Source organism: Dactylosporangium sp. CA-139114 (assembly GCF_050955725.1).
Lineage (GTDB): Bacteria > Actinomycetota > Actinomycetes > Mycobacteriales > Micromonosporaceae > Dactylosporangium.
Window position 1 is genome coordinate 1,206,314 of sequence record NZ_CP192080.1, and the last position, 26,505, is coordinate 1,232,818.

Sequence of the window (26,505 nt, forward strand, 5' to 3'; positions counted from 1 at the left end):
CATACCCGGGGGGCACCCGTTTTAGCAGGGTGAAACGGGGAAGGCGAAGGATGGAGCGGGGAGGGGCCCGAAGGTGGAGAACGTGAAAGTGGAGATGCGACCCGATACAGGCGCCGAGGAGCGTGACCTGGTCGGCGTGTACTTGCATGAGATCTCCCGCACGCCGCTGCTCGACGCCGCTTCTGAGGTCGAGCTGTCCAAGGCGGTCGAGGCTGGGCTCTACGCCGAGCACCTGCTCGACAGCGACGAGATCCCCGACGGCGTGACCGCGGAGGAGCTGCACCGCCTCGTGGCCGACGGCGAGCGAGCGAAGGACCGGTTCATCCGAGCCAACCTGCGCCTGGTGGTGTCGATCGCGCGGCGCTACGTGCGGTCCGGCATGCCGATGCTCGACCTGATCCAGGAGGGCAACACCGGCCTGGTGCGCGCCGTCGAGAAGTTCGACTACGTGCGTGGATACAAGTTCTCGACATACGCGACGTGGTGGATCCGCCAGGCGATCAGCCGGGCGATCGCGCAGCAGGAGCGCACGGTCCGGCTCCCGGTGCACCTCGTCGAGGACGTCAACCGGATGCGCAACGTCGCGCGGCAGCTCACCCGTGAGCTCGGCAACGATCCTGAGCCGGAGCAGCTGGCGACCGCGCTCGGCGTGCCGGTCGAGCGGGTGCACGAGCTCATGCGCTGGTCCCAGGACACCGTGTCCCTCGACACTCCCGTGGGTGACGACGGCGACACCAACCTCGGCGACCTGGTCGCGGACTCCGACGCCCCGTCGCCGGAGGACGTGGTCCTGGCCGCGCTGGAGCGCCAGCGGATCGAGGGCCTGCTCAACCACCTGGACGACCGTTCGGCCGGCATCATGCGGGCCCGCTACGGCCTCGAGGACGGTCGCGAGCACTCGCTGACCGAGGTGGCGACGCGGTTCTCGCTGTCCCGCGAGCGCATCCGCCAGCTGGAGATTCAGGCGCTCGGCCGGCTGCGTGAGCTGGCCCGGGCGGAGGGCCTGCAGGCCGCCTAGCAAGCAGCGACATCCCCCAAGACGAGCAAGCCCCGGGTCGGAGCGGACCCGGGGCTTTTTCGCGCCGCGAGACTGCACCAGCGGCGCCGGAGGCGCGAGGACTCGGTCGGCGGCGAAGCTACGGCGGCGGCGGCGCAGCGCGAGCCGAGCGGCGGCGGCGAAGCTGCGGCGGCGGCGCGAATCGAGCGGCGGCGGAGCTACGGCGGCGGCGCGGCGCGAAGCCGAGCGGTGGCGGCGAAGCTGCGGCGGCGGCCCGAATCGAGCGGCGGCGAAGCTACTGCGGAGGGCCGAATCGAACAGCTGCGGCGATGGCGCGAATCGAACAGCGGCGAAGTTGCGGCGGCGGCGCGGACCGAGTGGCGGCGGCGAAGCTGCGGCGATGGCGCGCACCGAACAGCGGCGAAGTTACGGGCGGCGCGGACCGAGCAGCGAAGTTGCGGCGGCGGCGAAGCTGCGGTGGCGGCGCGGACTGAGCAGCGGAGCGAGTGGCGGGGCATGGCTCAGGGCCGCGGAACTGGACGGCTCCGCGGCCCTCAAGACGGCCATGAGGCGAGCGGCCTCAGAATGGGTCGCCGCAGACCTTCCAGGAGCCGCTCTCCTTGATCAGGTCGAAGGTGTGGCTGGACTTGCCGGCGTTCTGGTAGGTCACGCTGGCGTCGATCGAGGCGCTCTCGTTGCCGTTGTTGTTGCTGTAGGAGCCGCCCCAGCTGATGTCGTGGGCGGTGATGGGGTCCTTCTTGACGTACGCCTCGAAGGTCTCCGGCCCGTACTGCTGCTGCGCCGAAGAGCACAGCAGGTCGTAGGCGGCCTGGGTCCTGCCGGTCTCGAGCGCGGTGAGGAAGTCCCCGGTCGCGGCCTTGGGTTCTTTGGTGGAGCCGTTGACGACAAAGAAAATTCCGGCGACGCCGCCTCCGCAGCAGAGCACGAAGAGGCCGATCGCGCCGAAAATAATGATCTTCCAGGTTTTGCTCACGCGCCTCAGCGTATGAATCGCGATCAGGTCCTGATGTAAACCATTTGACGTAGGTCATGCCCGATGCGCGACGATCCGCGCGAATGGGAACGACGTCACGGCGCGGTCGGCACGTGCGAGCGGCCATGCCCAGGGCCGTAGCCGCGGAACGCGAGGCGCGAGCCGCGAGGCGCGAGCCGCGAGGCGCGAGCCGCGAAACGAAGGCCGCGAAACGAAGGCCGCGAACGAGGGCCGCGAAACGACGGCCGCGAACGAGGGCCGCGAACGAGGGCCGCGAAACGAAGGCCGCGAACGAGGGCCGCGAGCCGCCAGCCCCGAAACGACGGCCGCGAGCCGCCAGCCGCGAAACGAGGGCCGCGAAAACGGGAGCCGCGAGCCGCGAGCCGGGAGTCTCAGGCGCGCTGGGCGACGACGAAGAGGCGAGGGAACGGCAGGATCGTGCCGAAGGGCTCGCGCGGGTACAGCTGCCGCATTCGCTCCTTGACATCCGCCGTGAACTCCTCCAGATCGGCCCCGGACAAGGCGTCGAGGTAAGGCCGCAGGCCGGTTCCCTTGAACCACTCGAAGACCGGGTCCTCGCCGGGCAGCACGTGGTAGTAGGTCGTCTCCCACGCGTCGACGGTCAGGCCGGCCCCGGACAGCAACCGTACGTAGTCGGCCGCGCCCAGCACCGGCGACGCCGAGCGCGGTCCCGTGGTGCCCGAGGCGCCGCCCAGCAGCGGTGCCCAGCGCTCCCGCGCCGCCACCGCGACCATGCCCGGGTCGAAGGAGAGCGGCACCTGGAAGGCGAGCGTCCCGCCGTCGTCGAGCGCCGCCGCCCACAGCGGCAGCAGCGTCTCGTGGTCGCCGACCCACTGCAGCGAGGCGTTGGCCACGATGACGTCGAGGGAGCCGCGCTGGGGCCGCCACTCGGCCGCGTCGGCGAGCTGGAAGGTCAGCTGGGCGCTGCGGTGCTCCGCGGCCGCCGCGATCATCGCCGGCGAGGAGTCGAGGCCGAGGATCGCCGCGTCCGGCCAGCGGGTCGCGAGGGTGGCGGTCATGGTGCCGGGGCCGCAGCCGAGGTCGACGACGGCGACCGCGGACGTGGTGGGGATGCGGGCCACGAGCTCGCGGAAGGGCCGGGCGCGCTCGTCGGCGAAGCGCTCGTACTGCTGCGGATCCCAGGACGCCATGCCCCAATGATGAAGGGCCGCGGATCGTCGCGATCCGCGGCCCTGCACATCGTCGTCGGGAGCCTAGATCTTGACGCGGCCGTATCCGTAGACGCTGCCGCTGATGTTGGCCTCCCGCACCACGTCGCCCGTATGCGGGGCGTGGATCATCCGGCCTGGCGAGACGTAGATGCCGACGTGGCCGAGGTTGTTCATGAAGACCAGGTCACCGGGGCGGGCCTCCGACGCGGAAATGTGCTGCACGACCTTCCACTGGTCCGCGGCGACGTGCGGCAGATTCGCGCCGACCTGCTTCCAGGCCATCATCGTCAGCCCTGAGCAGTCCCACTGGTCCGGGCCGGCCGAACCCCAGTGGTAGGGCTCACCCTGCTGCGCGTAGGCGAAGTTGATGACCTTCTGGCGTGTGGCGTCGTCGACCTGTGGCGCCTTGACGCTGTTGTACGCCACCTTCTTGGCGCCCGCGTTGGCCGCCTTCCTCTGCAGGTCCTGGAGCTTCTTGACGTCGCCCTCGATCTGCTTGCGCTTGTTCTCGAGGTCGGCCTTCTGCGCGTTCTGGCCCGCGATCGTCTCGTCCAGCTTGGCCTTGGCGGCCTTGTAGTCGTCGATCTCCTTCTGCTGCTGACGCGTGATCTGCTGCAGCATCGACAGCTGGTCCATGAGCGAGCCCGACGACGTCGCGTTGAGGACGAGGTTGAGGTTGCGCAGGCTGCCGTTGGTCTTGAACGCGGCGATGGCGATCTGCTCGACGCCGGCGTTGGCGTTGGCCACGCCGTCCTCGAGCGCCTTCGCGCTGGTCTGCGAGGTGGCCAGGTCGGAGTTGATCTTGTTCCAGGCCTCGATCGTGTGCTCGAGCTCGTCGTTCTGCTTGTCGAGCTGGGCCTCGATCTCGGCGAGCGTCGGGTCGGCGTGTGCGACCGTGGCGGGTGCCATCACAGCGAGTGACACGAACCCGATGAGCAGGGTCCGTAGCGCCGAACGGCGGGCACGATGTCCAGTGGACAAGGGGAGACCCTTCTGCACCGACCGCCTACCGGGTTAGCTGACGGGTTCGGGCGGGAAGAGAGAGCGCCCTACCGCAGTGTTGCGGATTCACCCCAGAGGTATGGGTCCCCGGCTCGATGCGCACGCCCGGAGTGGGTGCGCGCGGAGCTCGATTCGGCGGCGCTTGCCCGGTGCCATCCGGGGTGGATGACGGACTGCCGGGCAGGCCAGCGCCTAACTTAACGTGAGCATCCGCCGGGCGAAAGGCGTGCGTCCCGCTCAATATCTATTACCCCAAAAGTCCGGATTACCGCCGGTTGGCCACCCGTGCCGGACCGTGACATCGGTGCCGGACGGTTACAGATTCGGGGCTTGATTCTCACGCGGGAGCGGGTTAAATACTCCTAACTTCTTACACCGCCGGTGCAAATAGTTCGGGGGTCCGCACGTGCTACGGGTCCAGAACCTCGAGGTCGTCTACGACGATGTGATGCTGGTGTTGCGGGGCGTGAGCCTCGCCGTCCCGGAGGGCCGGATCGTCGCCCTCCTCGGCGCGAACGGCGCCGGCAAGACCACGCTGCTGCGGGCGCTGTCCGGCCTGCTGGGCGTCCACGACGGGGCCGTGACGCGCGGCTGCGTCACCCTGGGCGACACTCCCGTCCACCGTCTGCGCCCCGCCGCGATCGTCCGGCGCGGGATCAGTCAGGTGATGGAGGGCCGGCGCACCTTCGCCGAGCTCACCGTCGAGGAGAACCTGCGGCTGGGTGCCCACACCCGCCGCCGCGGCGCGGCCGAGGCGATGGAGCGCATGTACGCGCTCTTCCCGGTGCTCAAGCAGCGGCGCGCGGCCGTGGCCGGCTACCTCTCCGGCGGCGAGCAGCAGATGCTCGCGATGGGCCGGGCGCTCATGTCCGACCCGAAGTACCTGCTGCTGGACGAGCCGAGCCTGGGCCTGGCCCCGCGCATGGTCGAGCAGGTGCGGGACCTGATCGTGCAGATCAACCGGGCCGGCACCGCCGTGCTGCTGGTCGAGCAGAACGCGGCCATGGCGCTCTCCGTCGCCGAGCACGGATACGTGCTGGAGAACGGCAAGGTCGTGCTCGACAAGCCCGCCGCCGACCTGCTCACCGACGACGACATCCGCGAGTTCTACCTCGGCTCGCACGCCGCCCACTCGTTCCGCGAGGTCAAGCACTACAAGCGGCGGAAGCGGTGGTTGTCGTGAGCGGTCCGGAGCGGAGCGGAGGGGCCGCTCACCATAAGCACAGCTTTCTCGCGGCGGCACCGGAGCTTGCGGAGGTGGCGTCGTGAGTGATGTGCTGAGCTTCAGAGACGTGCGGTTGAGTTTCGCGGGCGTCAAGGCGATCAACGGGGTCGACTTCAGCGTCGGCGCCGACGAGCTCTTCGCGGTGATCGGCCCCAACGGCGCCGGCAAGACGTCCATCTTCAACGTGATCTCCGGGGTGTACCGCCCCCAGCACGGCCGGGTCCTGCTCGGCGACACCGACATCACCGGCGCGCGCCCCGACCGCGTCGCCCGGCTCGGCGTCGCCCGCACGTTCCAGAACGTCGAGCTGTTCCGCCAGCTCACGGTCGTGGAGAACCTGATGCTGGGCCGGCACCACCACATGCGCTACGGCACCCTGGCCGCGATCGCCTGGCTCGGCCGCGCCCGCCGCGAGGAGCTGGCCAACCGGGCCCGGGTCGAGGAGATCGTCGACTTCCTCGAGCTCGCGCCGTGGCGCCGGATGCCGGTGGGGCTGCTGCCGTACGGCGTGCAGAAGCGGGTGGAGCTGGGCCGCGCGCTCGCCATGCAGCCGCGGCTGCTCCTGCTCGACGAGCCGGTCGCCGGCATGAACCTCGAGGAGACCGAGGACATGGCGCGGTACATCCTCGACATTCGCGACGAGCTGGGCATCCCGATGATCCTCGTCGAGCACGACATGGGCCTGGTCATGGACCTCGCCGACCGGGTGCTGGTGGTCGACTTCGGGACGCCGGTCGCGTGCGGCACGCCGCAAGAGGTCCAGCGGCACCCCGACGTGATCCGCGCCTACCTGGGGGAGGCGGCATGACCATCGCCACCCTGGTCCGCGATCGGGCGCGGCGGACCCCGGACGCGGTCGCGCTGCGGGAGAAGCACCGCGGCATCTGGCGCGAGATCACCTGGCGGCAGTACTGGGACACGGCCCGGTCGGTCGCCCACGCGCTGCGCGGGCTCGGCGTCGAGCCGGGCGACCGGGTCGCGATCCTGTCCGAGAACCGGCCCGAGTGGCTCTTCGCCGACGTCGCCACGGTGGCGCTGCGCGCCGCGACCGTCGGGCTCTACCCGACCAGCCCGGCCGGCGACATCGGCCGGTTGCTGGCCCACTGCGGCGCGAAGGTGCTCATCGCCGAGGACCAGGAGCAGGTGGACAAGGCCCTGGCGGTGCTCGGGGACTGCCCGCAACTGCTCAAGATCGTGTACCTCGATCCGAAGGGCATCCGCAACCGGTACGGCAACGATCGCCTGCTCTTCTGGGGCGACCTGCTCGCCGGCGTCTGCGAGGAGGACCTCGAGCTCGCGGCCGAGCCCGGCGACCTGGCGACGCTCGTCTACACCTCCGGCACGACCGGGCGGCCCAAGGGCGCGATGCTCACCGTGTCCAATGTGGACTTCGCCGTCGGCGTGCTGCGCGGCGAGGGCGGGCTCACCGATCCGCCGCCCGGCCCCCGGGACCTGCTGCTGTCGTATCTGCCGCTGTGTCACGTGGCCGAGCGCGTCTTCACCGTGTGGCTCGGCGCGGCCACGGGCGTGGTCGTGCACTTCGGCGAGTCGATCGCGACCGTGCAGGCGGATCTGCGCGAGGTACAGCCGACGATCCTCTTCGGGGTCCCGCGCATCTGGGAGAAGATGCTCGCCGGCGTCACCACGCGCATCGCCGGCGCGTCGAGGCTCAAGCGCGCCAACGCCCGGCTGTGGCTGCGGGTCGCCGACGACATCGGGGCCACCCTCGCCGCCAACGGCGGGCGGCACACCCCCGGCAGCCGGCTGCGCTACGCGCTGGGCTGGCTGTGCTGCTACCGCGCGCTGCGGGAGCGGATCGGGCTGCGGCACGTGCGGTACGCGGCCAGCGGCGCCGCCCCCGTCGCGCCCGAGGTGCTGCGGTTCTTCATGGGCATCGGGGTGCCGATGCACGAGGTGTACGGCATGACGGAGAACGCCGCCATCGCCACCGCCAACCGGCCCGGCCGCATCCGCCTCGGCACCGTCGGCGAGCCCCAGCCCGGGGTCGAGGTCCGCATCGGCGACGGCGGCGAGATCCTGACCCGGCACGCGGGGACGTTCGCCGGCTACTACGCCGACCCGGACGCCACCGCCGCGGCGCTCACCGCCGACGGCTGGCTGCGCACCGGGGACATCGGGGTGCTCGACGGCACGCACCTGCGCATCACCGACCGCGCCAAGGACATCATCATCACCGCGGGCGGCAAGAACATCGCGCCCAGCGAGCTGGAGAACGCGCTCAAGGCTTCCCCGTACATCAGGGAGGCCGTCGTCGTCGGGGACCGCCGGGCGTTCCTCACCGCGCTGGTCGGCATCGAGCTGGAGACCGTCGGCGACTGGGCCCGGCGGCGGGGCCTGGTCTACACCACCTACCGCGACCTGTCCGGCAAGCCGGAGGTGCTGGCCCTCGTGCGCGGCATCGTCGACGAGGTCAACGCCGGCCGCGCGCCGGTCGAGCGGCTCAAGGCCTTCCGGCTGCTGCCCAAGGAGCTCGACCACGAGAGCGGAGAGCTGACCGCCACGCAGAAGGTGCGCCGCGCCGCGGTCGTCGAGGCCTTCCGCGCCGAGGTCGACGAGATGTACCGGAGTCCCGCGTGAAGGATCTGCTCGAAAGCGTGCTGCGGGGCATCGGCACCGGCAGCGTGTACGCGCTGTTGGGCCTCGGCTTCGTGATCATCTACAAGGCGACGCGGGTGATCTCGTTCGCCCAGCCGTCGTTCATGCTCGCCGGGGCGGTGCTGGTGACGTACCTCGCCGGCCCGCTCGGCTTCTTCGCGGCCCTGGTCGCCGCGGCCGCGCTCACCGGCGGCCTGGCCCTGGGCGTCGAGCGGCTCGCGGTGCGCCCGATGATCGGCCGCCCCGTGTTCACCGTCGCCATCATCACGCTCGGCATCGACATCGCCGTGCGGGTCGCCGACAACGCCTTCATCGGCCTCGACGTGCGCCACGTCGGCGACCCGTGGGGGCTGAAGGTGTTCCGGCTGCCCGGCGGGATCGTCGTGGAGCAGCGGCACGTGGCGATGGTGCTCACGACCGCGGTGCTCATCGCGGGGCTGTTCGCCTTCTTCCGGTACACCCGCACCGGTCTGGCCATGCGGGCCGCCGCCTACGACCAGGAGGCCGCGCTCGCGCAGGGGGTCAGCGTCGGGTCGGTCTTCGCGATGTCGTGGGCGCTGGCGGGGGCCCTCGCGGCCGTGGCCGGCACCTTCGCCGCGGTCGGCGGCAGCGTCAGCGAGTCGCTGTGGCTGGTCGCGCTGACCGCGCTCCCCGTGATCATCCTCGGCGGGCTGGACTCGCTGCCCGGGGCGGTCATCGGCGGGGTCGTGGTCGGGGTGGTGCAGGAGGTCACCGCGGCCTACCAGGGCCACCTGCCGTGGCTCGGCGGCAACGTCTCCGTCGTCACGCCCTACGTCGTCATGCTGCTCGTCCTGCTGGTGCGCCCCTACGGGCTGTTCGGCACCCGGGAGGTCACACGCGTATGAACAAGCGTCCACTGCTGCACACCGCGTACTCCCAGGACCTCGCGCTGTTCGGCACCGCCGTCCAACGCTCGTTCGTGCTCGCGGGGCTGCTCGTCGCGCTGGCGATGCCGTTGCTGGTGCGGGACGACGTGCTGCAGCTGCTCGGCCTCGCGTGCGTCACGGCCCTCGGCGCGCTCGGCCTCAACATCGTCACCGGCCTCGCCGGGCAGGTGTCCCTCGGCCACGCGTTCTTCCTCGCCATCGGCGCCTACACGGCGGCCGCGCTGGCCGGCGACCCGGACGGGCGCACGATCGGCTTCGGGGTCACCGAGATCCTGGTCTGGCTGCCCGCGGCCGGCCTGGTCGCGGCGCTGGCCGGGATGCTGGTCGCGCCGCTGGCCACCCGGCTGCGCGGGCTCTACCTGGCCGTGGTCACGCTCGGGCTGGTCTTCATCGGCGGGCACGTCATCAACGGCTGGTCCGAGCTGACCGGCGGCCCCGGCGTGGGCCGCCGGCCCCCGGCCCCGTCGCTGCTGGGCCTCGACCTCAACACGTCGGGCGCATTCCTGACCAGGGACCAGAAGTTGTACCTGCTGATGCTGGTCCTGCTGCTGATCGGCGCCCTGGCCGCGCGCAACCTCGCCCGCTCGCGCGTGGGCCGGGCGCTCACCGCCATCCGGGACCGTGACATCGCCGCCGGCGTGATCGGGGTCAACCTGGCCCGCTACAAGACGGTCGCCTTCGGGGTGTCGTCGTGCTACGCGGGCTGCGCCGGTGCGCTGCTCTACGTCGGGGCCGGCTACTTCGACCCGACCTCGTTCGACCTGCTGCTCTCGGTGCAGTACATCGCCATGATCCTCATCGGCGGGGCCGGCACCGTGAGCGGCGCGATCCTGGGCGCCTTCCTCATCACGCTGCTGCCGCGGCTGACCCGGGAGATCCCGTCGCTCCTGCCGTTCATCAGCTCGTCCCCGGCGCAGTCGCCGAACGCCTACCAGCTCGAGACCGTCCTCTACGGCGTGCTGATCGTCGTGTTCCTCATCTTCGAGCCGCGGGGGCTGTTCGGCATCTGGATACGGCTGCGCAACTACTGGAAATCCTGGCCCTTCTCGCACTAGGAGGCTCCATGCAAAGGTTGGGTGCCCTCACCCTGGCCGCGGTGCTCGCCGTGGCCGGGCTCTCCGCCTGTCGGGGCGCGGACAAGACCGACGCCCAGGGTGCCGGCGGTGTGAAGACCGACACCGGCATCACCAAGGAACCGTGCCCGAAGTCCGAGCACAAGGACCGCGGGTGCATCTACCTCGGCACCATCTCCGACCTCACCGTCGGGCCGTTCCACGCGCTCGCCGTGCCGATCACCGAGGCCCAGAAGAAGTTCTGGCAGCGCGTCAACGCGCAGGGCGGGATCGGCGGCTACGACGTCGACGCCGAGACCTACGTGCGCGACAACAAGTACAACCCGCAGACCCACAACGAGGTGTACCAGGAGATCAAGGGCAGCGTCCTGGCCCTCGCGCAGTCGCTGGGCTCGCCGACCACGGCCGCGATCCTGCCCGACATGCGGCAGAACAACGTGCTGGCCACCCCGGCCGCGTGGACGTCGGCGTACGCGTTCGAGGACAACATCCTCGAGTCCGGCGCCAACTACTGCTTCGAGTCGATGAACGCCGTCGACTACGCCAAGGACGCCTTCAAGCCCAGATCCGTCATGGCTGTCCACCTGGCCGGCGACTACGGCGACGACGCCGCCGCGGGCACCAGGATCGCCGCGGCGAGCAACGGCCTCACGTTCATCGACGTGAAGACGGACTCCGGCACCGACAAGCAGGCCGGCGCGATCAACGCGATCGTCAGCCAGAAGCCGGACCTGGTCATCATCACCACCGGGCCGGCCGACACCGCCGCGGTCGTCGGCGGGGCCGCCCAGCGCGGCTACACCGGCAAGTTCATCGGCACCAGCCCGTCGTGGAACCCGGGCCTGCTGCAGAGCCCGGCCGCCCCGGCGCTCAAGGCGCTCTACCTGCAGACCGCGCCGTGGAAGACGTTCTCGAGCGACTCGCCCGGCCACAGGGCCATGCGCGAGGCGCTGGGCTCATCGGTCACCCCGAACGACGGCTACACGTCCGGCTGGGTCTGGTCGTACCCGCTGCTCGCGGCGCTCAAGAAGGCCCAGGCCGACGGCGACCTGACCCGGGCCGGGCTCGTGAAGGCCGCGAAGTCGCTGACCAAGGTCGACTACGAGGGCATGCTGCCCGACGGCGCCGGCAACTACGCCGGCGGCCCCGGCGGGCAGTTGCGCCAGTCGCTGCTCTACAGCCCCGCCACCGGCAACGGCACGACCGACGTGCCGCTGGTCAAGGACTACTTCGTCGGCCCCACGGCCAAGGACTACAAGCTCGACAAGCCCTGCTACGAGAAGTTCTGAGCGGCGTTACTTCTTGAGCTCGCCCGCGACCTGTCGCATGAGGTCCAGCGTGGCCTCCTGCGACAGCGCGAGGTTCGTCAGCCGTTCGAGGATCGCGCGGTACGCCGCGATGAGCTCCGGTTCCTCCCAGAGCAGGTGCTGACGCCAGAGCACGCCGTCGTCGGCACCGAACTCCAGCAGCGTGAAGTCGCCGTCCCAGCCCGGGTGGTAGCCGGCCCCGAGCGGCACCACCCGGATGTCGGCGTACGGGCGCTGCGCCACCTCGATCGTGTGCTCGAGCTGGTCGACCAGCAGCGCGTCGTCGCCGGGGACGGGGACGCGGCGCAGCACCGACTCGTCCAGCATGACCTGCAGCTGGGGCGGCTCGCTGCGGGCGAACAGCTCCTCCTGGCGGCGCAGGTGGAACTCGACCCGCCGCTCGGCCGCCGGGGACTCGGCGTCCGTGGTGGCGTGCGCGTACCGCCGCGTCTGCAGCAGCGTCGGGAACATGATCGGCGCCCACTCCCCGATGCGGGCCGCCTCGGCCTCGAAGCCGACGTAGGTGATCAGCTGCGCGGACAGGGTCGGGCGGTACTCGTCCCACCACATCCGCCGCTTGGCCGCCCGGGCCAGCTCCAGCAGCTCGTCGACCGTTCGCGGGTCGTGGACCCGGTAGTAGGCCAGAAGGCTCCGCAGGTCGCTCACGGAGATGGCGACCGTGCCGTTCTCGATGCGGATGAGCTTGGACAGCGACCACTCCATCTCGGCCGCCACCAGGTCCTGGGTCAGCTCCCGCTCGCGCCGCAGCCGTCGCAGCTCGGCTCGGAGGCGGCGCTTGCCCACGATAGGCCCGCTCATGGCCATCACCCCAATCGCGTACACACATGGCATCGCCCCGGTCGAGGGCTCCGCCTGTCTACCCGGATTGCGGCAGATGCACCTATCTGGGCGTGTGGGCTGCGAGAAAGATTTTGGCCATGGCGCTGGCGAGGTCGCCGGGGTCGTTCGAGGCGACCGCCTGCCCCCCGGTCAGCTGCGACATCTCTCGCAGCACGGTCATGTCGGCGTCGCCGCCGTAGCCGATCGCGAAGACCATCACCGGCCGCCCGGGGTCGCGCAGCCCCGTGAGCCTGCTCAGGAACTGCTCCTTCGGCATGGAGAATCGCGAGTCCTGGTCGCGGCCGTCGGTGAGCACCACGACGAGGTTGACGGCGTCGGAGGCGAAGCGGTCCTTCAGGTCACCCACCCCGCGCAGCACCGTCTCGAACAACGGGGTCCCCGCCTTCGGCAAGGCCGTGTACTGCTCCGCCACCTTGCGCATCGCCTCGCGCCGGGGAACGTCGCCGACCGCGTCGGCCATCGGGCCGAACGGCAGCGCCACGGTGAACGGCGGCGCCTCGGCCCCGGGCGAGGCGAACATCCACACGCCGAGGCTGGTCTCGTCGCCGAAGAGCTGGGCCGCCTGGACTCCGGCCGAGCGCAGCAGCCCCGCCTTGGTGGTCACGTTGCCGGCCCGGTCGTGCACCTGGTCGTTCATCGAGGCGGACGCGTCCACGAGCAGCAGGGTGTGGTAGGCCAGCCGCTTGTACTGCGCCCAGGTCGCGGCCCACTCGGCCACGTTGTCCGGCAGCCCGATCGCCGCCTGGTACTTCGCCGTGAGCCCGTCGCCGCTCGGCGCCGCGTCGCCGGCCGGCCGCAGCCCGCGGCTGGTGAGCTGCTCGGCGAAGTCCTTGGCGTGCATGCGTTCGGCCAGCCGGCTCGCGAGCGCCTTGAGCTCCCCGTCGCTGGCCGCCTTCGGGGTCATCAGCAGCGGGAAGTCGGCCTCGGCGATGGCGTCGGCCGGATACAGCGCGGCCATCGCCACCGGGTGCCGGGTCTGCTGATAGCGCCAGAAGTCCTGCTCGGTGAGCGTGAACAGGCCCACGTCGCGCAGGGCCCGCGCCGAGTCGCTCTGCTGCGCCAGCTTCTCCAGCAGCTTGGCCGGCTCGGCCTCGGCGTCGGCGAGCCGCGCCCGCACCGACAGCGCCCGCATCTGGGCGATGCCGGGGTCGGTCGTGGTGCGGGCCATCGCGCTCTGGATCTCCATCGCGGCGAGCAGCCCCGCGGTGTCGCGCAGCGGGCTGCCCATGCTGAGCTTCGGGCCCTGGCCGTTGTTGAGCGCGGCGCCCAGCGCGGCCCACGTCGGCTGCTTGTCCGGCCAGCCCAGCGACTCGGCGTAGGACCTGGGGGCGGCGACGACGACCGGGGTGCGGGCCAGCGAGACGGGCTCGGGGGCGTAGTCGAACTTGACCAGCCGGGCCCAGCCCGCGCTCGCCGGGACCCAGGCCTCGCCGCCGGCGTAGGTGTCGGTGGCGGTGACGGCGACCAGCTTGCAGCCGCCCTGCTGGTTGGCGCCGATGTCGGCCGCGGCCTGCTCGACGACGGGGGCGAGCCCGGGAGTGACGGTGGTGCGCAGCACCTCCCGGCCGCCGCAGGTCGCACCCGCCGCGCCGGCCCCGCCGCCGGCGTGCTCGGCGTTGCTGCGCGAGGCGAGGTTGAGCCCGACCGCGACCCCGGCGGCCACGGCCAGCGCGACGATCACGACGCCCACGGCCACCCACAGCTTCGTGCCCGGGGGCGGCTCGGACGGTGCCGGCGGCTGTGGCGGGGGCAGGAGGGGCCGTTGAGCCCGGTGCTCCTCGTGGGCGGGGGCGGGCGGCCACTCCTGGGGGTAGAGCGGCGGCAGCCATTCGTCGCGGCGGGGCCGGGCCGTATGTGCCGGTGGAGGCGGGGGGTCGTCCTCCACCGGCACATACGGTCCTTCCTCCTCGTACTCCGCGGGGTGGTCGTCGGAGTACGCGTCGCCGTCGTCGGCCGGCGCCCAGGGGGAGGGGCGCGCGACCCACGCCGGCGATGGTGCGTCGCTGGGGGGCGGCGGGGGTTGCCGTCGGGGTCGCTCGGGCGGCGGGGGTTGCGTCGACGCCGTGGGAGCCCACGGTGAGGGGGCGGGGGCGGGCGTCTCGCGCGGGGGCGGGACGTAGATCCCGTCGGCCGTGAGGTCGTCGTCGCCGCGACGCCTGTGGTGCCGGCCCTCCGTCATGGCCTCCCTTTCTCTCGCTGCGAGCCCGCTACGGTGCGCAAAGGCGCGGACGCGCGATGCGGTCAACCTAGCACCGGCGGGCGTCTATGTGTGACCGCTCGACTACGTACTGATCATGAACTTGCCTTGCGGTATCTGGGGATCTGGTCATTTGGGACTGGACCGATAAAGGTTGCGAAAGCCTTATCCCGGGCGGCTCATCCCGGCGCCGGATCCGGGGGATTCTTGGCGCGGTGGCATCTCTTCGGCCGTGCGCTCGCGCGGTCGGCGGGGGCCGTTCGGGCGGGGATCGCGCTGGATCGGCGGCTGCTGCGCTCGTGGCCTGGTTGTTCGCCGCGCGGGCCGAGGTGAGCCTCTGGGTCAGGCCTGCCGCCAGGCCGCCGACTGGATCGTGCTGCCTGGGCCGCGCTGCCTGGACCGTGCTGCCTGGACCGTGCTGCCTGGATCGCGCTGCCTGGATCGCGCTGCCTGGATCGCGCTGCCTGGATCGCGCTGCTCGGCGCCGCCGCCCCGGCCAAGATCAGCGTGAACGACTCGGCTCGCCAGTTGCTCGAGCCGGCGTTCGTCGCCACGGTCGAGTCCACCCTGCGCGAGGCCGGCCTGGAGCCGTCCCGCCTGAACGTCGAGATCACCGAGTCCGCGGTCTTCGGCAACATCGAGATCACCGAGACCGGGGTCCTCGGTGGCGGCCGCGCCCTGGACGCCGTGCGGGTGCTGCAAGCGCTTGGCGTGAGGATCGCCCTGGACGACTTCGGCACGGGGCACTCGTCGCTGGGCCTGCTGCGCATCTGCCCGGTCGACGTGCGGAAGGTCGACAAGTCCATCCTCGACGGCGTCACGGGCACGGTGGGGCAGGAGGCGAACGCGACGTCGATCAGCGAGATCGCCCAGGCCCTGCGCCTTGGTGGGGTGGCGAGGGCGTGCAAGACCCCCGAGCGGGCGGCGAGGCTGCTGGAGCTCGCCTACCGGCTGGCCCAGGGCTTCCGCTTCTCCCGCCCGCGGCCCCCGTCGGAGATCCCAGCCCTGTGCGCGCCGCCGTTGGTTCATGCGGAAGCGAGCGCGATCACCGGGGGGATGGCGGATCGCGCCCGCTTCCGCATTTTGGGGGCGGGTAAAGCCTTCGGGATGCCATGGTTTTCGAGATTCCGGCCTTGTGCGCGCCGCCGTTGGTTCATGCGGAAGCGAGCGCGATCACCGGGGGGATGGCGCATCGCGCCCGCTTCCGCACTTTGGGGGCGAGTAAAGTCTTCAGGGAGCCGAGCACTCGGCTGCGGTCTTGGCACGACGGACGTCGGGATTCCTGGCGGGAGCGACGGTCAGCAAGTGACGCGGACCCGAGCAGGGACGCTTTTGTGCTTCTCCATTTCCCGCGGAGAACCGCAACGGTCCGACGGGCCGCGCCCACTGCTCAGCCGCGGGGCCAAGAGACACACTGCTCCCGGCCCCGGGAGAAAAGATCAACGTTGCTCAGGCAACCGCACCCCACATCGCCGAGAATGCCGCCGCCTCTCCGGCCAGCCACCGCTCCACCTCGTCGACCTTCACCCCGTTGCCGGGCCGCAGCACGTCTCCGCGCCGCAGGTCCACCAGCACCGGCGCCGCGTTCGGCAGCACCAGGTCCATGTGCCGCCCCATCAGGTGCAGCGTCGCCACGGCGGCCTCGTCCTGCGGCGGGTCCTCGTCGAAGTGCAGCCGCACCGCCTCGCCGCGCCCGTCGGGATAGCGCAGGCCGAAGTGCGGGTTGATCTTCACCGGGAGCGTCCCGATCATGCACAGCGCGTCGCGCGTCGGCGTCACCTCGACCGGTGTCGGGATGGACTCGAGGTAGCGCAGGGCGCCGGGGACCACCGACTCGTAGAGCGGCTTCCAGCGGGCGTTGACCTGGTCGACGACGGCGTTGAGGTAGGTGCCGCCGGTCCGGAACTGGATGTCCGCCTTCAGGGCCTTCACGAGCTGGCCGTGCGGGTTGAAGCCGTGCCCCGACTCGCGCTGCCGGCGCAGGCCGCCGACGAAGCTCGCCTTGCGCGGGCCGGTCCGCCCGACGTAGCGGGTGAAGTTGAGCAGGGTGGCGTAGGGGACGGATCCGGTCGAGGTTTCGGGCGCGGTCACTGGCGCTCTCCTCCCAGGTCAAGAGCGTCTTTCGTACATACATTCTAATGGATCCGCGCAAGGATGCCCACCCTGTTCGGACGGTGGGGCAGTGATCAGTGACGCTATGTGAGATCGAGAACCGTCAGCCCAGGAGGTTCTCGACCGGGCCGAGCATGAGCCGCACGCCGAAGGCCAGGCAGGCGAGCACGACGATCACGAAGAAGCTGACGTAGACGATCGCGGGCACCCGGGTGAGCCGCGCGATCTGGTCGGCGTCGGAGTTCGGCGCCTGCCGGCGGAACCGCGACTGCTGCAGCTCGAAGACCGCCCGCACGCCGCCGAGCAGCATGAACCAGGCGAACGCGTAGGCGAAGGCGCCCTGGATCTTCGCGTCGGCGAACCACGACACCCCGAAGATGATCGCGCCGGCGGCGACCACCGAGATCACGCCGTAGAAGTTGCGGATCATGATCAGCATGAGCACGAGCAGGACCAGCAGCAGCCAGAGCAGGATCGTGATCCGGCCGGCGCCGAGGAGCGCGGCGGCGGCCAGGCCCAGCAGCGACGGCGTGACGTAGCCGGCCAGGCCGGTGATGACCATGCCGGGGCCGTTGGGGCGGCCGCGGGACAGGGTCAGGCCCGAGGTGTCCGAATGCAGGCGGATGCCCGACAGGCGGCGGCCGCTGAGCACCGCGGCGAGCGCGTGGCCGCCCTCGTGCGCGATGGTCACGAAGTTGCGCATGACCTTCCAGACCGGCCGCAGCAGCACCGCCAGCAGAGCGGCCACGGCGGTCGCGATGACCACCTCGCGCGGCGGGGACGCTTGGCGGCCGAGGGCGTCGTGCAACACGTCGAAGGCAGCATCCACCACGTGCAGAGCCTGCCATCTCACGTGTTGAATGAACAGCGTGGAGATCAGGCGCTTTGCGGACACCGACTGGCCGGGTGTGTGGAACGTGTGGCACGAGGTGGTCGCGGCCGGCGAGAGCTACGACAACGACCCCGCCTCGACCGAGGCCGACGCGCGCGGGCACTGGCTGCTCGCGCCGCCGTGGGAGCAGTGGGTCGCGGTCGAGGACGGCGAGGTGCTCGGGACCTACAAGGTGGGGCCGAACAAGGGCCGCCTCGGCGCGCACGTGGCCAACGCGAGCTTCATGGTCTCGTCCCGGGCCCGTGGCCGCGGGCTCGGGCGCACCCTCGGCGAGCACTGCCTCGACCGGGCCCGCGAGCTCGGCTACGCCGCGATGCAGTTCAACGCGGTCGTCTCGACGAACACGGTCGCCGTGCGGCTGTGGCGCTCACTCGGGTTCATCATCGTGGGCACGATCCCCGACGGCTTCCAGAGCACGAAGCACGGGCTGGTCGACTTTCATATCATGTATCGGCAGTTGTGATGGTGTGCAACCGCCATCGGGTCCCCCTTGGGGGGCCTACTTCCTGGTACAGCTTGTGACCTGCATCCAGCATTCTGTACGAATACCCCGATGCGTACTCCGCCCGAAGCGCGCTACGACACGGAAGGTCACCACAGCGGTGACCTGACCGGTTATCGGATCGGTGACGCGTACGAGCTGGTCGAGCCCATCGGCGGCGGCGGGACCGGCACCGTGTGGCGGGCCCGCGCCCTGGACGGCGACGAGCAGGTCGCCGTCAAGCTGCTGCGCGAGGACCTCATGTCCGAGCCGAAGGCCGTCAACCGGTTCGTGCAGGAGCGTGCGATCCTGCTCATGCTCCGCCACCCGCACATCGTGCGGGTCCGCGACCTGGTCACCGTGGGCACCTCGCTCGGCCTGGTCATGGACCTCGTCGAGGGTGGCAGCCTGCGCGACTACCTGCACGAGCGGGGCACCCTGGCCCCGTCCGAGGCCGCGACGCTGCTGGCCCAGGTCGCCGAGGCGCTCTGCGCCGCGCACCGCCGCGGCGTCGTGCACCGCGACCTCAAGCCGGACAACATCCTGCTCGACCGCGTCGACGGCGAGCTGCACTGCCGGCTCACCGACTTCGGCATCGCCCGGGTCCTCGACACCCCGAGCATGACGACCCCGGGCGCGCTCGTCGGCACCGCCAACTACGTCGCGCCGGAGGCGGTCTACGGCGGGCGTCCGGCCCCGGCCGCCGACATCTACGCGCTCGGCGTCGTGCTCTTCGAGCTCACGACGGGCCGCCCCACCTACGCCGGCGGCCCCGCGTGGGCCATCCTGCGCCGCCACGTCGACGAGTCCCCGCGGCGCGTGCCCGGCATGCCCGACGCCGTGTGGCAGGTCGTGCAGGAGTGCATGGACAAGCGCCCCAGCCGGCGCCCGACCGCCCGTGAGCTCGCCGCGACCCTGCGCGCCGTGGCCCGCCGCACCGCCGACGTGCCCCCGCTGCCGCCGCAGTCGGTGGAGGAGCGCCTCACCACGATCCAGCCGCCCCTGCCCGCGCAGCGCCCGGCGCCGACCCGTTCCCGGTCCGCATTTCTGGCAGCGGTACTGATCCTGCTCGCCCTCATCGCCGTCCCCGCCTGGCAGTACCTCCATCGCGACCACTCCACCGACACCGCCGACGGCGTGCGCGCGACTCCGGCCCCCGCGGCGCCCCCGTCCGCCGCGGCGCGCAGTGCCGGAGCCGCCGCCGCTGCCAGCCGCGGCGCGGGCTCGTCGCGAGCCGGCGACAAGAGCGCCGCGGCGTCCCTGGAGCCGGGCGCGCAGGTCGAGGGCTCCGATGCCTTCGGGCCGTACGTGTGCGGCCAGCAGTACACGTGGGACATCGGCCACCCGGCCCTCGGCAAGCCCTGTCACGCCCTGGCCGCCGACCGCGTCCGCGCCGTCGGGCACATGCAGAGCATCCCCGGCGTCCAGGCCGACATCAGCATGTCGATTCTCGACCTCGCCTCGGGCCGCACCGCCGACGGCCCGCACGAGTGCAACGGCGTGATGTTCACCGACTTCGCGCCCAACCACGACTGCGGCCCGTTCGAGGCGCACCTGCCGCGGGGGCACCGGTACGTGGTCGTGCAGCACTGGGTCTACACGAACCGGGCCCTGCTGCCGGACGGCGAGGTCCGCGGCGTGGAGTTCGACTGGTAGACCGGTCGTCCCGCTTGGCAGGAAAACGGGCCGGAAAATGTCGTACCCCTGTGGTGAGGTGTGGGGTATGACGGGGGATGGTCCGGAGGGACTCGAAGAACTGCTCGGCGAGCACTGCGCCAGCATCGGCGCGCTGACCCGGCACCTGCGCGAGGTGATCCTGAGCGCCCGCCCGGAGCTGACCGAGCGCGTATATCGCGGCTGGCACGGGCTGGGCTTCCACCATCCGTCGCGGGGGTATGTCGCGGCGGTCTTTCCCCGGGCCGACTCCGTCACCGTCGGCTTCGAGCACGGTGCGGACCTGCCTGATCCGCACGGGCTGCTGGAGGGGACCGGGAAGCGGGTGCGGTACCTCAGTTTCAAGCCGGACGACAGCGCCCCGACGCACGAGCACCTGATCGAATACCTGGACCTGGCCGTCGCCTGACTCCGCCGCCCGGGTCTGGTGCATTCCCCGGCCGTCGGTGGCCGTCAGCTGTCGCGCCGCTACGGCTGCTCGCTTACGCGGCGGGACTTCCGGGCCGCGAGCTCATCCGGTTCGCGCCTTGAGGACGGGTCGTCAGGGCGGTTCGTCAGGGGCGGTTCGTCAGGGGGCAGTGAGCCTCGGTGGGGCCACGTGGAGGCCTTTGGAGCGCAGGGCCCGGCCGTCCTCGGTGACCACGGCGCTCTCGTGCCCGGCGAGGGCCGCCAGCCAGTCGATGCCGGGCAGGCCCATGGCCAGGGCAGCCGTCGCGTACGCGTCGGCGGTGCCCAGCTCCGGCCCGACCACGGTGACCGAGCGCAGCTCGCTCGCCGGGGCGCCGGTGAACGGGTTGAGGACGTGGAGCCCCCGCTCGTACGTGCCGGACGTCGCCACCGCGGTGTCGGTCACCTCCAGCACCCAGGCGACGGCCAGCGGCTCCCACGGGTGGCGCACGCCCACCCGCCACCGCTCCCGCCCGCGGGGCGCCCCGCGCACGAAGATGTCCCCGCCGGCGTTGAGGCAGTGGTTGGCCGAGCCCTCCTCGAGCAGCCGGTCGCAGGCGCGCTGGACGGCCCAGCCCTTGACGTACCCGGAGGGGTCGAGCACCCCGCCCGCGCTCACGTCGAAGTAGCCGTCGGTCTCGTCCCAGAGCTCCGCACACCGGTCGAGGACCTCGCCGACGAGCGGCGAGCACTGCTCCCGGCGGATCTCCCCGCGCGCGAGGCGGCTGATCTCGCTCTCGGCCTGGTACGTGCTGAAGATCTCGTCCACCTGCCGCAGCCACCCGAACACCCCGTCGGCGAGGCGTTCCAGCTCGTGCACGGGCAGGTCGTCGTCCAGGTCGAGGCTGATCGCCATGCCCATGACGTGCTCGACCCGCACCAGGCTGTGCGTCATTGTCGCGCCCTACCCGTCATGCCGTTCGTCATACCCCAGCTCACCGCATTCGGCCCGCTCGGCTCGATTCTGTTCGATTCCGCCCGGCTCCCACGCATCCGCCGCATCGGCGTCGCCATCCTTCATGCGCCGCATCGGCGTCGCCATCCTCCATGCGCCGCATCGCCGTTCGCCGCACGCCCATCGCCTGTCACCACCTGGTGCCGCAGTCTGCCACGCGGCCTCCTTGATGCGGATGCCGCCGCCGCTCGTGCGCCGCATCGCCGTCCTTCACGTGGTGGCGCGGTCTGCCGCGCGCGGCGTCCTTGATGGGGATGTCGCCGTCCTCCACGTGGTGCCGCCGTCCTGTCGTGCGCCGCATCTTCTCGTGGGCCGCATCCTCGTCCCCCGCGCGCCCCATGGTCTGTCGCCACCCGGTGCCGCGGTCTGCCACCCGCGGCGTCCTTGATGCAGGCGTCGCCGTCGCTCATGCGCCGCGTCGCCGTCCTTCACGTGGTGCCGCCGTCCTGTCGTGCGCTGCACTTTTCTCGTGCGCCGCGTCCTCGTCTCCCGCGCGCCGCATCGTCCTTCGTGGAGCGGGGTGCTATCCGCTGCGCGGGGGTCGGCCGGCCGGATCTCGAAGTCGCCGAAGCCCGTCGGCTGCGAATGGGACATCCGCGGCTTATCCGGCGGCGGGGGATAAGTCCGAAAAGTCGTGGCGCGGAGCGCCCGACTTTTCGTGGGCCGCACGAGTCTCCCCGCGGTCGGCGGTGGTGGCATCGGGCTGGTCAGGCCTGGAACGCGCGGTCGATGGCGGACTGGAGGGAGAGCTTGTAGCCGTTGCTCGTGTACGTGGCGCCGGAGACGGTGTCGATGTTGGCGCTCTGGGCGGCCAGGGCCTCGGCGCGCAGCTTCGGCAGGGCCGAGTTGTTGATCTGGACCGAGCGGGAGTGCTCGCTCGGGGAGTCGAGGACCTTGACGTCGGTGATCTTGCCGCCGGAGACCACGATGCTCAGCTCGACGTTGCCGTATTCGACGTAGATCGGGTTCCCGTTGAAGGTCCCGTCCTTCATCGTGGTGCGCGGGGGCTTGGCGGCCGTCGTCGTCGGCTTCGAGGCCGGGGCGGTCGTCGTCTTCGTGCCAGCGGGCTGGGTCGTCGCGGTCTTCGTGCCGGGCGTCGGGGTCGTGCCCGGGGCCGGGTTGCCCTGCGGGTCCGCGCCCGTGGACGGCGCGCCGGCCGGGGCGGCGGAGACGTCGGCGCCGGGGATCGGGCTCTTGCCCGCCTGGGGCTGCATCGCCTGGTCGCTCGCGGGGCTGCTGAATCCCGCCTTGGCGCCGACGAGCAGGACGGTGCCCGCCGCGGTGCCCATCAGGGCCATCAAGGCGCGTCGCATGTGCGGTCCAACTCCTCAGAACTCGAAGGGGTCCAGGTGGACCTGGCGGCGGGGGACCCGAAGCCGGCGCAGGACCTGCAGGGACTGCTGGATCAGGCCGTCGGGGCCGCACAGGTACACGTCGCGCTCGGCAATGTCCGGGACCAGGTCTCGCATGCCCGCCGGGGTGAAGAGGCGCCGGGGGCCGGGGTCCCGGCGGTCGCCGACCACGAACCACAGCTGGGCGTGGCGCAGCTCCGACAGGTGCTCGAGCTCGTGGCGCAGGTGCAGGTCGTGCACGGCGCTCGCGCGGTAGATGACGATCGCGCCGGGCGGGAGCTCCTCCAGCAGCGCGCGGATCGGGCCGATGCCGCTGCCGGCCGCGATCAGCAGGGCGCGCTGCTTCACGCGGCGGCTGGCGGTGAAGTCGCCCCACGGGCCCTCGACGAAGATCCGGGTGCCCGGGGCCATCTCCCGCATCCGGGAGGTGTGGTCGCCGACGGTCTTCACGGTGAGCCGCAGCCAGCGACCGTTGGGCGCGGCCGAGAGCGAGAACGGGTGCGCCTGCCACCACAGCCCGCGGCTGAGGAACCGCCAGCGGAAGAACTGGCCGGCCTGGGCGTCGAGGTCGTGCAGCCGGGAGCCGGTGATGTAGATCGACACCATGTCCGGGCCCTCGGTGACCACGTCGGCGACGCGCAGGCGGTGGCGCAGGTTGAGCCAGAGCGGCCCGACGACGCGGCCGAGGACCACGGCGGCGATGGTGACGACGTAGAACCCGATCCACACCGTGCGCCCGAGGCCCGGCCGGAAGAGCTCCTGGCCGTTGGAGAACTGGTGCGCGAAGCCGAGCAGCAGCGCCAGGTAGGCGCTGAGGTGCAGGAAGTACCACAGTTCGTAGGGCAGGGCGCGCCGCAGTCCCCGAATGCTCAGCAGCCCGATGCACACGAGCATGCCGGTCGCGATGAACGCGGTGATCATGTCCGAGTACTCACTCAGGAGCGTGCCCAGCTCGCTGGTGAACCCGACGTCGTCGGCGTAGGAGTAGCCGACCGTGATCAGCGCCGCGTGCGCCAGGATCATGACCAGGACCGAGCCGCCGAGCTCGCGGTGCCACAGCCCCAGGTGCCGAGCGCCGATCCAGCGCTCCAGGAACGCGAGACGGCTCATGAGGATCACCTGCATGAGCAGCAGATAGCCCGCGATCAGTCCGGTCACCCGCCCGGCGGCCTGGAAGACCTGGGCGCTCGTGCCGACCGAGCCGGTCTTCGTGCCGAGCCACCAGGGCAGCACCGCGAGCGCGAGGCCGCCCCAGAAGAGGGTGCGCAGGAGGAACCGTCCGGCGTTGTTGTGCTCGACGGGCCTCGCCGCGGGGGCGGCGAGCGCGCCGGCCGGGCGCTGTCTCGGGACGGTCATCGTTGTCTCTGCGTACGGTGCATGCGGTTCCACTGCCATCGTGATACCAGGGCCCTGGCCTGCTCGGCCACGGGCTTAATCGGGACTTCAGGTTGTGCACAGGGGGTGCCTGTGCGGGACATGCTCGCACGGGGGTACGACAGTTTTGGATCCGTAGACTGCGACGATGCGCAGGCTCCGGCGAATTGTCCTGGTCTCGGCGGCTGTGGTCGCGGCGGTGGCCGTGACCGGGCTCGGGATCGCGTACTCACTGGGCCTCTTCGCCGAGGCGGGCCGCTTCAGCTCGGTGCCGGGCTGCGGGGTGCTCGACCCGTCGGTCTTCGCGCCCGTGGTCACCGCGGCGAAGGTCGAGGCCGACGGCGACAACTGCACCGTGTCGGACGGGAGCGTGCAGGTCAACGTGGGGTACACCCTCGTCACCAAGCACGGCACCGTCGGTGGCCCGCAGCTGGCGTCGCGCTATCTCACCGCGGTCGCGGGCGGGGACACCGAGAGGCTCGACGGGGTTGGGGATCAGGCGATCCGGCAGCGTACGCAGGCGATCGGGTCGCCCCAGGTGATCAGCATGCGGGTGAGCAATCTGATCGTCGTGCTGTCGGTGGTGAACCTCGGCGGGGGCGAGCTGCCGGCCGGGGCGGAGGACGGTCTCGTGAAGGTCGCGGCGGCGCTCGGCACCCGTTTGGCGGGCTGAGCGGGCGATCTTCTTTCGCTCCGCCTGCACGAACTCACATATGGGACTTTATTGGTCGAGACCGGACGGACCTCGTGACCCGCTAGATCCGGAAATATTCGCGTATTTCCGGGTATGACGGTGGTGGGGGAATGGCCATCGGTGCGGTCGTGGCGGGAAGGGCTCCGGCCGGGGCGGCGGGTCGCCGCAAGGAGTGCGGCGGGGTCGCCTCGGGGCGGCAATCGGTGCGGTGCCGGAGCGGCAATGCGCATCGACGGTGACCGAATTTTCGGCGACACCGCGATAGGTGCGCCCACCCCGGCGCCCGGACGAGGTGCGTCCGGCCCGGCGCCGCCACCTCGCAGCCTCGATGTCGACCGCGCCGGAGGCGCGCGGCGCCCGCAACGGTGCCCCGGACCGGCTCGGCCGTCAGGGCACGCGGTGCCGGACGCGGCCGTGGTCGCGCCGGGAACGGTGCCCACCGAATAGCTCGGCCGTCAGGGCGCGCGGTGCTGGACGCGGCCGTGGTCGCGCCGGGAACGGTGCCGTCGGGCCGGCCTACGCATGACCGCGGCGAGGCGGGCCGGAATCGTCAGGGCAGGCGGCGCTGGAAGCGGCCGGCGGCGTCGGTGCGGTCCTGGTACCCCAGCGCCCGGTAGAAGGCGTGCGCGCCCTCGCGCGTGCGCAGGCTCGTCGCCTCCACGCTCGAGCAGCCCCGCATCAGGCCGAAGGTCTCCGCCGCCGCGACCAGGCTGGTGCCGATCCCGCGCCCGCGCGCCGATTCGGCCACGGCCAGGGCGACGATGCGCAGCCAGGCGCCGTCGACCTCGAAGGACGGGATGATGTGCGCGGCGATGACCCCCAGCAGGCGGCCCCGCTCGTCCCACACGAACGCGGCCCCGTCCGGGTGCTCGCACCAGCGCTGGAGCCGCTCGGCGAGGTTGGTGTCGGCCTGCGGATGACCGTCACTTTCCAGCAGCCGGGCCACCTGGTCGGTGTCGTCCGTCGCGAGCCGGCGCACGCCTCGGGCGACCTGCTGGCGGTAGCTGTGCAGTACATCAGCGGTCATGAGTGCAGAGTAGAACCGGACGGCCGCGGTGTGCTTGCCGGAAAGTAGTCACTCATGTTCACGGCGCTGCGGCCACCGCTTGACTGTGGGGCCGGACGGTCTAGACTTTGCGGCCCTCGCCGTCCGGCCCTCGGATCGTGCGGGCATTCGCCCGAGTTCCGGCCTCAGATCGCGCAGGAGTCGTCCGTGCACTCGCCCGAGGCCGTCGCCGAGGACGAGGAGCCGGACGGGGCGCGCAGGACGGTCAGCGAGGACTGGGCCAGGGCCTGCTCGAAGACCTCGAGCGGCTGGGCTCCCGAGACGCCCAGGCGCTGGTTGAAGACGAAGAACGGAACCCCGCTGATCCCGTACTCCCGGGCCTGCGCGATATCCGCCTCGACGTCCTCGGCGTAGGAGCCGTCCGTCAGGGCCTGCTTCGCCGCGACCTCGTCGAGGCCGGTCTCGGCCGCGAGGGACGCCAGGACCGTGTGGTCGCCGACGTCGGCGCCTTCGGTGAAGTACGCCCGCAGCAGACGCTCCTTCAGTTCGCCCTGGCGGCCGTTCGCCTTGGCGAAGTGCAGCAGGCGGTGCGCGTCGAGGGTGTTGGCGGTGCGGGCGCGGTCGAAGTCGTACGCGAGGCCCTCCTCCGCCGCGATCGCCGTCACGTGCGCGAACATGCCCTTGACCTGGCTCGGCGACAGGCCCTTGCGCGCGGCCAGGGACTCGCCGACCGTGCGCGGGTCGCCGCTCGGGGTCGACGGGTCGAGCTGGAAGCTGCGCCACTCGACGGAGACCTCGCCGGGGTGGTTCGCGAGCGCGCGCTCCAGCCGCCGCTTGCCGATGTAGCACCACGGGCAGACGATGTCGGACCAGACCTCAATCTGGATCATGGGCGCGCTCCTCACAAGCTCGTTGACGCTTCAACAATACTCACGCCGCGGCCGAAGTCGAGTCGCACAATTTCATGAAATGTCCGAAAAGTCGGGCTAGCGAAGCGCCCGACTTTTCGTCAAGCATCGGTGCTCGGTGCTCGGTGCTCGGTGCTCGGTGCTCGGTGCTCGGTGTGCGGTGCGCGGTGCGGGGTTGCGCAGTGCGGGGTGCGGGTTCTGGGCGCGCGGTATGGGGTGCATGGGTGGGGTGCGAGC

At 71.4% G+C, this 26,505-nt stretch carries 24 protein-coding genes, 1 pseudogene and 1 riboswitch; of the genes and pseudogenes, 12 read left to right on the forward strand and 13 right to left on the reverse strand.

The annotated features are described in order from the left end of the window. The first annotated feature begins 94 nt into the window (after window positions 1-94). Window positions 95-1,018 (forward strand): sigma-70 family RNA polymerase sigma factor, encoded by a 924-nt coding sequence (locus ACQP2P_RS05465; RefSeq protein WP_350620449.1) that lies wholly within the window; start codon window positions 95-97, stop codon window positions 1,016-1,018. A gap of 559 nt (window positions 1,019-1,577) precedes the next feature. Here ACQP2P_RS05465 and ACQP2P_RS05470 read toward each other — a convergent pair. From ACQP2P_RS05470 to ACQP2P_RS05480, 3 genes are all read right to left on the reverse strand, one after another. Continuing rightward, the gene (locus ACQP2P_RS05470; RefSeq protein ID WP_433613842.1) at window positions 1,578-1,991 is read right to left on the reverse strand and encodes an Rv0361 family membrane protein; all 414 of its coding nucleotides are present in this window, start codon (window positions 1,989-1,991) and stop codon (window positions 1,578-1,580) included. 392 nt (window positions 1,992-2,383) lie between these two features. Further along, window positions 2,384-3,163 (reverse strand): methyltransferase domain-containing protein, encoded by a 780-nt coding sequence (locus ACQP2P_RS05475; RefSeq protein WP_433613843.1) that lies wholly within the window; start codon window positions 3,161-3,163, stop codon window positions 2,384-2,386. Between the two features lie 63 nt (window positions 3,164-3,226). Continuing rightward, on the reverse strand, window positions 3,227-4,108 hold the full coding sequence (locus ACQP2P_RS05480) for an NlpC/P60 family protein (RefSeq protein WP_433613844.1): 882 nt from the start codon (window positions 4,106-4,108) through the stop codon (window positions 3,227-3,229). A 64-nt stretch (window positions 4,109-4,172) separates the two neighbouring features. Next, a riboswitch (cyclic di-AMP (ydaO/yuaA leader) is annotated at window positions 4,173-4,334 on the reverse strand. A 300-nt stretch (window positions 4,335-4,634) separates the two neighbouring features. Here ACQP2P_RS05480 and ACQP2P_RS05485 point away from each other — a divergent pair. The 6 genes from ACQP2P_RS05485 to ACQP2P_RS05510 all read left to right on the forward strand — a co-directional run bounded on the left by ACQP2P_RS05485 (window position 4,635) and on the right by ACQP2P_RS05510 (window position 11,297). Beyond that, on the forward strand, window positions 4,635-5,369 hold the full coding sequence (locus ACQP2P_RS05485; protein ID WP_433618997.1) for an ABC transporter ATP-binding protein: 735 nt from the start codon (window positions 4,635-4,637) through the stop codon (window positions 5,367-5,369). Between the two features lie 82 nt (window positions 5,370-5,451). After that, the gene (locus tag ACQP2P_RS05490; RefSeq protein ID WP_433613845.1) at window positions 5,452-6,219 is read left to right on the forward strand and encodes an ABC transporter ATP-binding protein; all 768 of its coding nucleotides are present in this window, start codon (window positions 5,452-5,454) and stop codon (window positions 6,217-6,219) included. Continuing rightward, the gene (locus ACQP2P_RS05495) at window positions 6,216-8,009 is read left to right on the forward strand and encodes an AMP-dependent synthetase/ligase (protein ID WP_433613846.1); all 1,794 of its coding nucleotides are present in this window, start codon (window positions 6,216-6,218) and stop codon (window positions 8,007-8,009) included. The genes ACQP2P_RS05490 and ACQP2P_RS05495 overlap by 4 nt, the downstream gene beginning before the upstream one ends. Further along, complete coding sequence (locus ACQP2P_RS05500) at window positions 8,006-8,893, forward strand: branched-chain amino acid ABC transporter permease (RefSeq protein WP_433613847.1); 888 nt, start codon at window positions 8,006-8,008, stop codon at window positions 8,891-8,893. The genes ACQP2P_RS05495 and ACQP2P_RS05500 overlap by 4 nt, the downstream gene beginning before the upstream one ends. Further along, the gene (locus ACQP2P_RS05505; protein WP_433613848.1) at window positions 8,890-9,990 is read left to right on the forward strand and encodes a branched-chain amino acid ABC transporter permease; all 1,101 of its coding nucleotides are present in this window, start codon (window positions 8,890-8,892) and stop codon (window positions 9,988-9,990) included. Before ACQP2P_RS05500 ends, ACQP2P_RS05505 begins: the two co-directional genes overlap by 4 nt. 8 nt (window positions 9,991-9,998) lie before the next feature. Further along, the gene (locus ACQP2P_RS05510; protein ID WP_433613849.1) at window positions 9,999-11,297 is read left to right on the forward strand and encodes an ABC transporter substrate-binding protein; all 1,299 of its coding nucleotides are present in this window, start codon (window positions 9,999-10,001) and stop codon (window positions 11,295-11,297) included. Window positions 11,298-11,303: 6 nt separating this feature from the next. On the opposite strand, the gene ACQP2P_RS05515 is transcribed toward ACQP2P_RS05510, so the two are convergent. Both ACQP2P_RS05515 and ACQP2P_RS05520 read right to left on the reverse strand, forming a co-directional pair. After that, a complete protein-coding gene (locus ACQP2P_RS05515) occupies window positions 11,304-12,134 on the reverse strand; it encodes a DUF5753 domain-containing protein (protein ID WP_433613850.1) in 831 nt (276 codons plus the stop codon). Between the two features lie 82 nt (window positions 12,135-12,216). Continuing rightward, a complete protein-coding gene (locus ACQP2P_RS05520; RefSeq protein ID WP_433613851.1) occupies window positions 12,217-14,067 on the reverse strand; it encodes a hypothetical protein in 1,851 nt (616 codons plus the stop codon). Between the two features lie 813 nt (window positions 14,068-14,880). On the opposite strand from ACQP2P_RS05520, the pseudogene ACQP2P_RS05525 reads away from it, so the two are divergent. Then, window positions 14,881-15,294 (forward strand): annotated as a pseudogene (locus ACQP2P_RS05525) (EAL domain-containing protein); the annotation flags it as partial. 528 nt (window positions 15,295-15,822) lie between these two features. Here ACQP2P_RS05525 and ACQP2P_RS05530 read toward each other — a convergent pair. Further along, window positions 15,823-16,464, reverse strand: coding sequence for a hypothetical protein (locus ACQP2P_RS05530; protein WP_433613852.1), 642 nt, complete (start codon window positions 16,462-16,464; stop codon window positions 15,823-15,825). A 124-nt stretch (window positions 16,465-16,588) separates the two neighbouring features. Beyond that, window positions 16,589-17,338, reverse strand: a complete 750-nt coding sequence (locus ACQP2P_RS05535) for a M50 family metallopeptidase (RefSeq protein WP_433613853.1) — start codon at window positions 17,336-17,338, stop codon at window positions 16,589-16,591. 7 nt (window positions 17,339-17,345) lie between these two features. Here ACQP2P_RS05535 and ACQP2P_RS05540 point away from each other — a divergent pair, with 7 nt between their 5' ends. From ACQP2P_RS05540 to ACQP2P_RS05550, 3 genes are all read left to right on the forward strand, one after another. After that, the gene (locus ACQP2P_RS05540) at window positions 17,346-17,840 is read left to right on the forward strand and encodes an N-acetyltransferase family protein (protein WP_433613854.1); all 495 of its coding nucleotides are present in this window, start codon (window positions 17,346-17,348) and stop codon (window positions 17,838-17,840) included. Between the two features lie 90 nt (window positions 17,841-17,930). Beyond that, window positions 17,931-19,514, forward strand: coding sequence for a serine/threonine-protein kinase (locus tag ACQP2P_RS05545; RefSeq protein ID WP_433613855.1), 1,584 nt, complete (start codon window positions 17,931-17,933; stop codon window positions 19,512-19,514). Window positions 19,515-19,581: 67 nt separating this feature from the next. Then, a complete protein-coding gene (locus tag ACQP2P_RS05550) occupies window positions 19,582-19,941 on the forward strand; it encodes a DUF1801 domain-containing protein (RefSeq protein ID WP_433613856.1) in 360 nt (119 codons plus the stop codon). Between the two features lie 159 nt (window positions 19,942-20,100). On the opposite strand, the gene ACQP2P_RS05555 is transcribed toward ACQP2P_RS05550, so the two are convergent. From ACQP2P_RS05555 to ACQP2P_RS05570, 4 genes are all read right to left on the reverse strand, one after another. Then, a complete protein-coding gene (locus tag ACQP2P_RS05555) occupies window positions 20,101-20,874 on the reverse strand; it encodes an FAD:protein FMN transferase (RefSeq protein WP_433613857.1) in 774 nt (257 codons plus the stop codon). Window positions 20,875-20,883: 9 nt separating this feature from the next. Beyond that, window positions 20,884-21,135 carry a hypothetical protein gene (locus tag ACQP2P_RS05560; protein WP_433613858.1) on the reverse strand — a complete coding sequence of 84 codons (252 nt, stop codon included), beginning with the start codon at window positions 21,133-21,135 and terminating at the stop codon, window positions 20,884-20,886. Window positions 21,136-21,641: 506 nt separating this feature from the next. Then, window positions 21,642-22,247 (reverse strand): FMN-binding protein, encoded by a 606-nt coding sequence (locus ACQP2P_RS05565; protein WP_433613859.1) that lies wholly within the window; start codon window positions 22,245-22,247, stop codon window positions 21,642-21,644. A gap of 15 nt (window positions 22,248-22,262) precedes the next feature. Continuing rightward, on the reverse strand, window positions 22,263-23,642 hold the full coding sequence (locus ACQP2P_RS05570; RefSeq protein WP_433613860.1) for a ferredoxin reductase family protein: 1,380 nt from the start codon (window positions 23,640-23,642) through the stop codon (window positions 22,263-22,265). A 166-nt stretch (window positions 23,643-23,808) separates the two neighbouring features. Here ACQP2P_RS05570 and ACQP2P_RS05575 point away from each other — a divergent pair, with 166 nt between their 5' ends. Then, window positions 23,809-24,333 (forward strand): hypothetical protein, encoded by a 525-nt coding sequence (locus ACQP2P_RS05575; RefSeq protein WP_433613861.1) that lies wholly within the window; start codon window positions 23,809-23,811, stop codon window positions 24,331-24,333. A 571-nt stretch (window positions 24,334-24,904) separates the two neighbouring features. On the opposite strand, the gene ACQP2P_RS05580 is transcribed toward ACQP2P_RS05575, so the two are convergent. After that, window positions 24,905-25,381, reverse strand: coding sequence for a GNAT family N-acetyltransferase (locus ACQP2P_RS05580; RefSeq protein ID WP_433613862.1), 477 nt, complete (start codon window positions 25,379-25,381; stop codon window positions 24,905-24,907). 164 nt (window positions 25,382-25,545) lie between these two features. After that, window positions 25,546-26,250 carry a DsbA family oxidoreductase gene (locus ACQP2P_RS05585; RefSeq protein ID WP_433613863.1) on the reverse strand — a complete coding sequence of 235 codons (705 nt, stop codon included), beginning with the start codon at window positions 26,248-26,250 and terminating at the stop codon, window positions 25,546-25,548. Window positions 26,251-26,505: the final 255 nt, after the last annotated feature.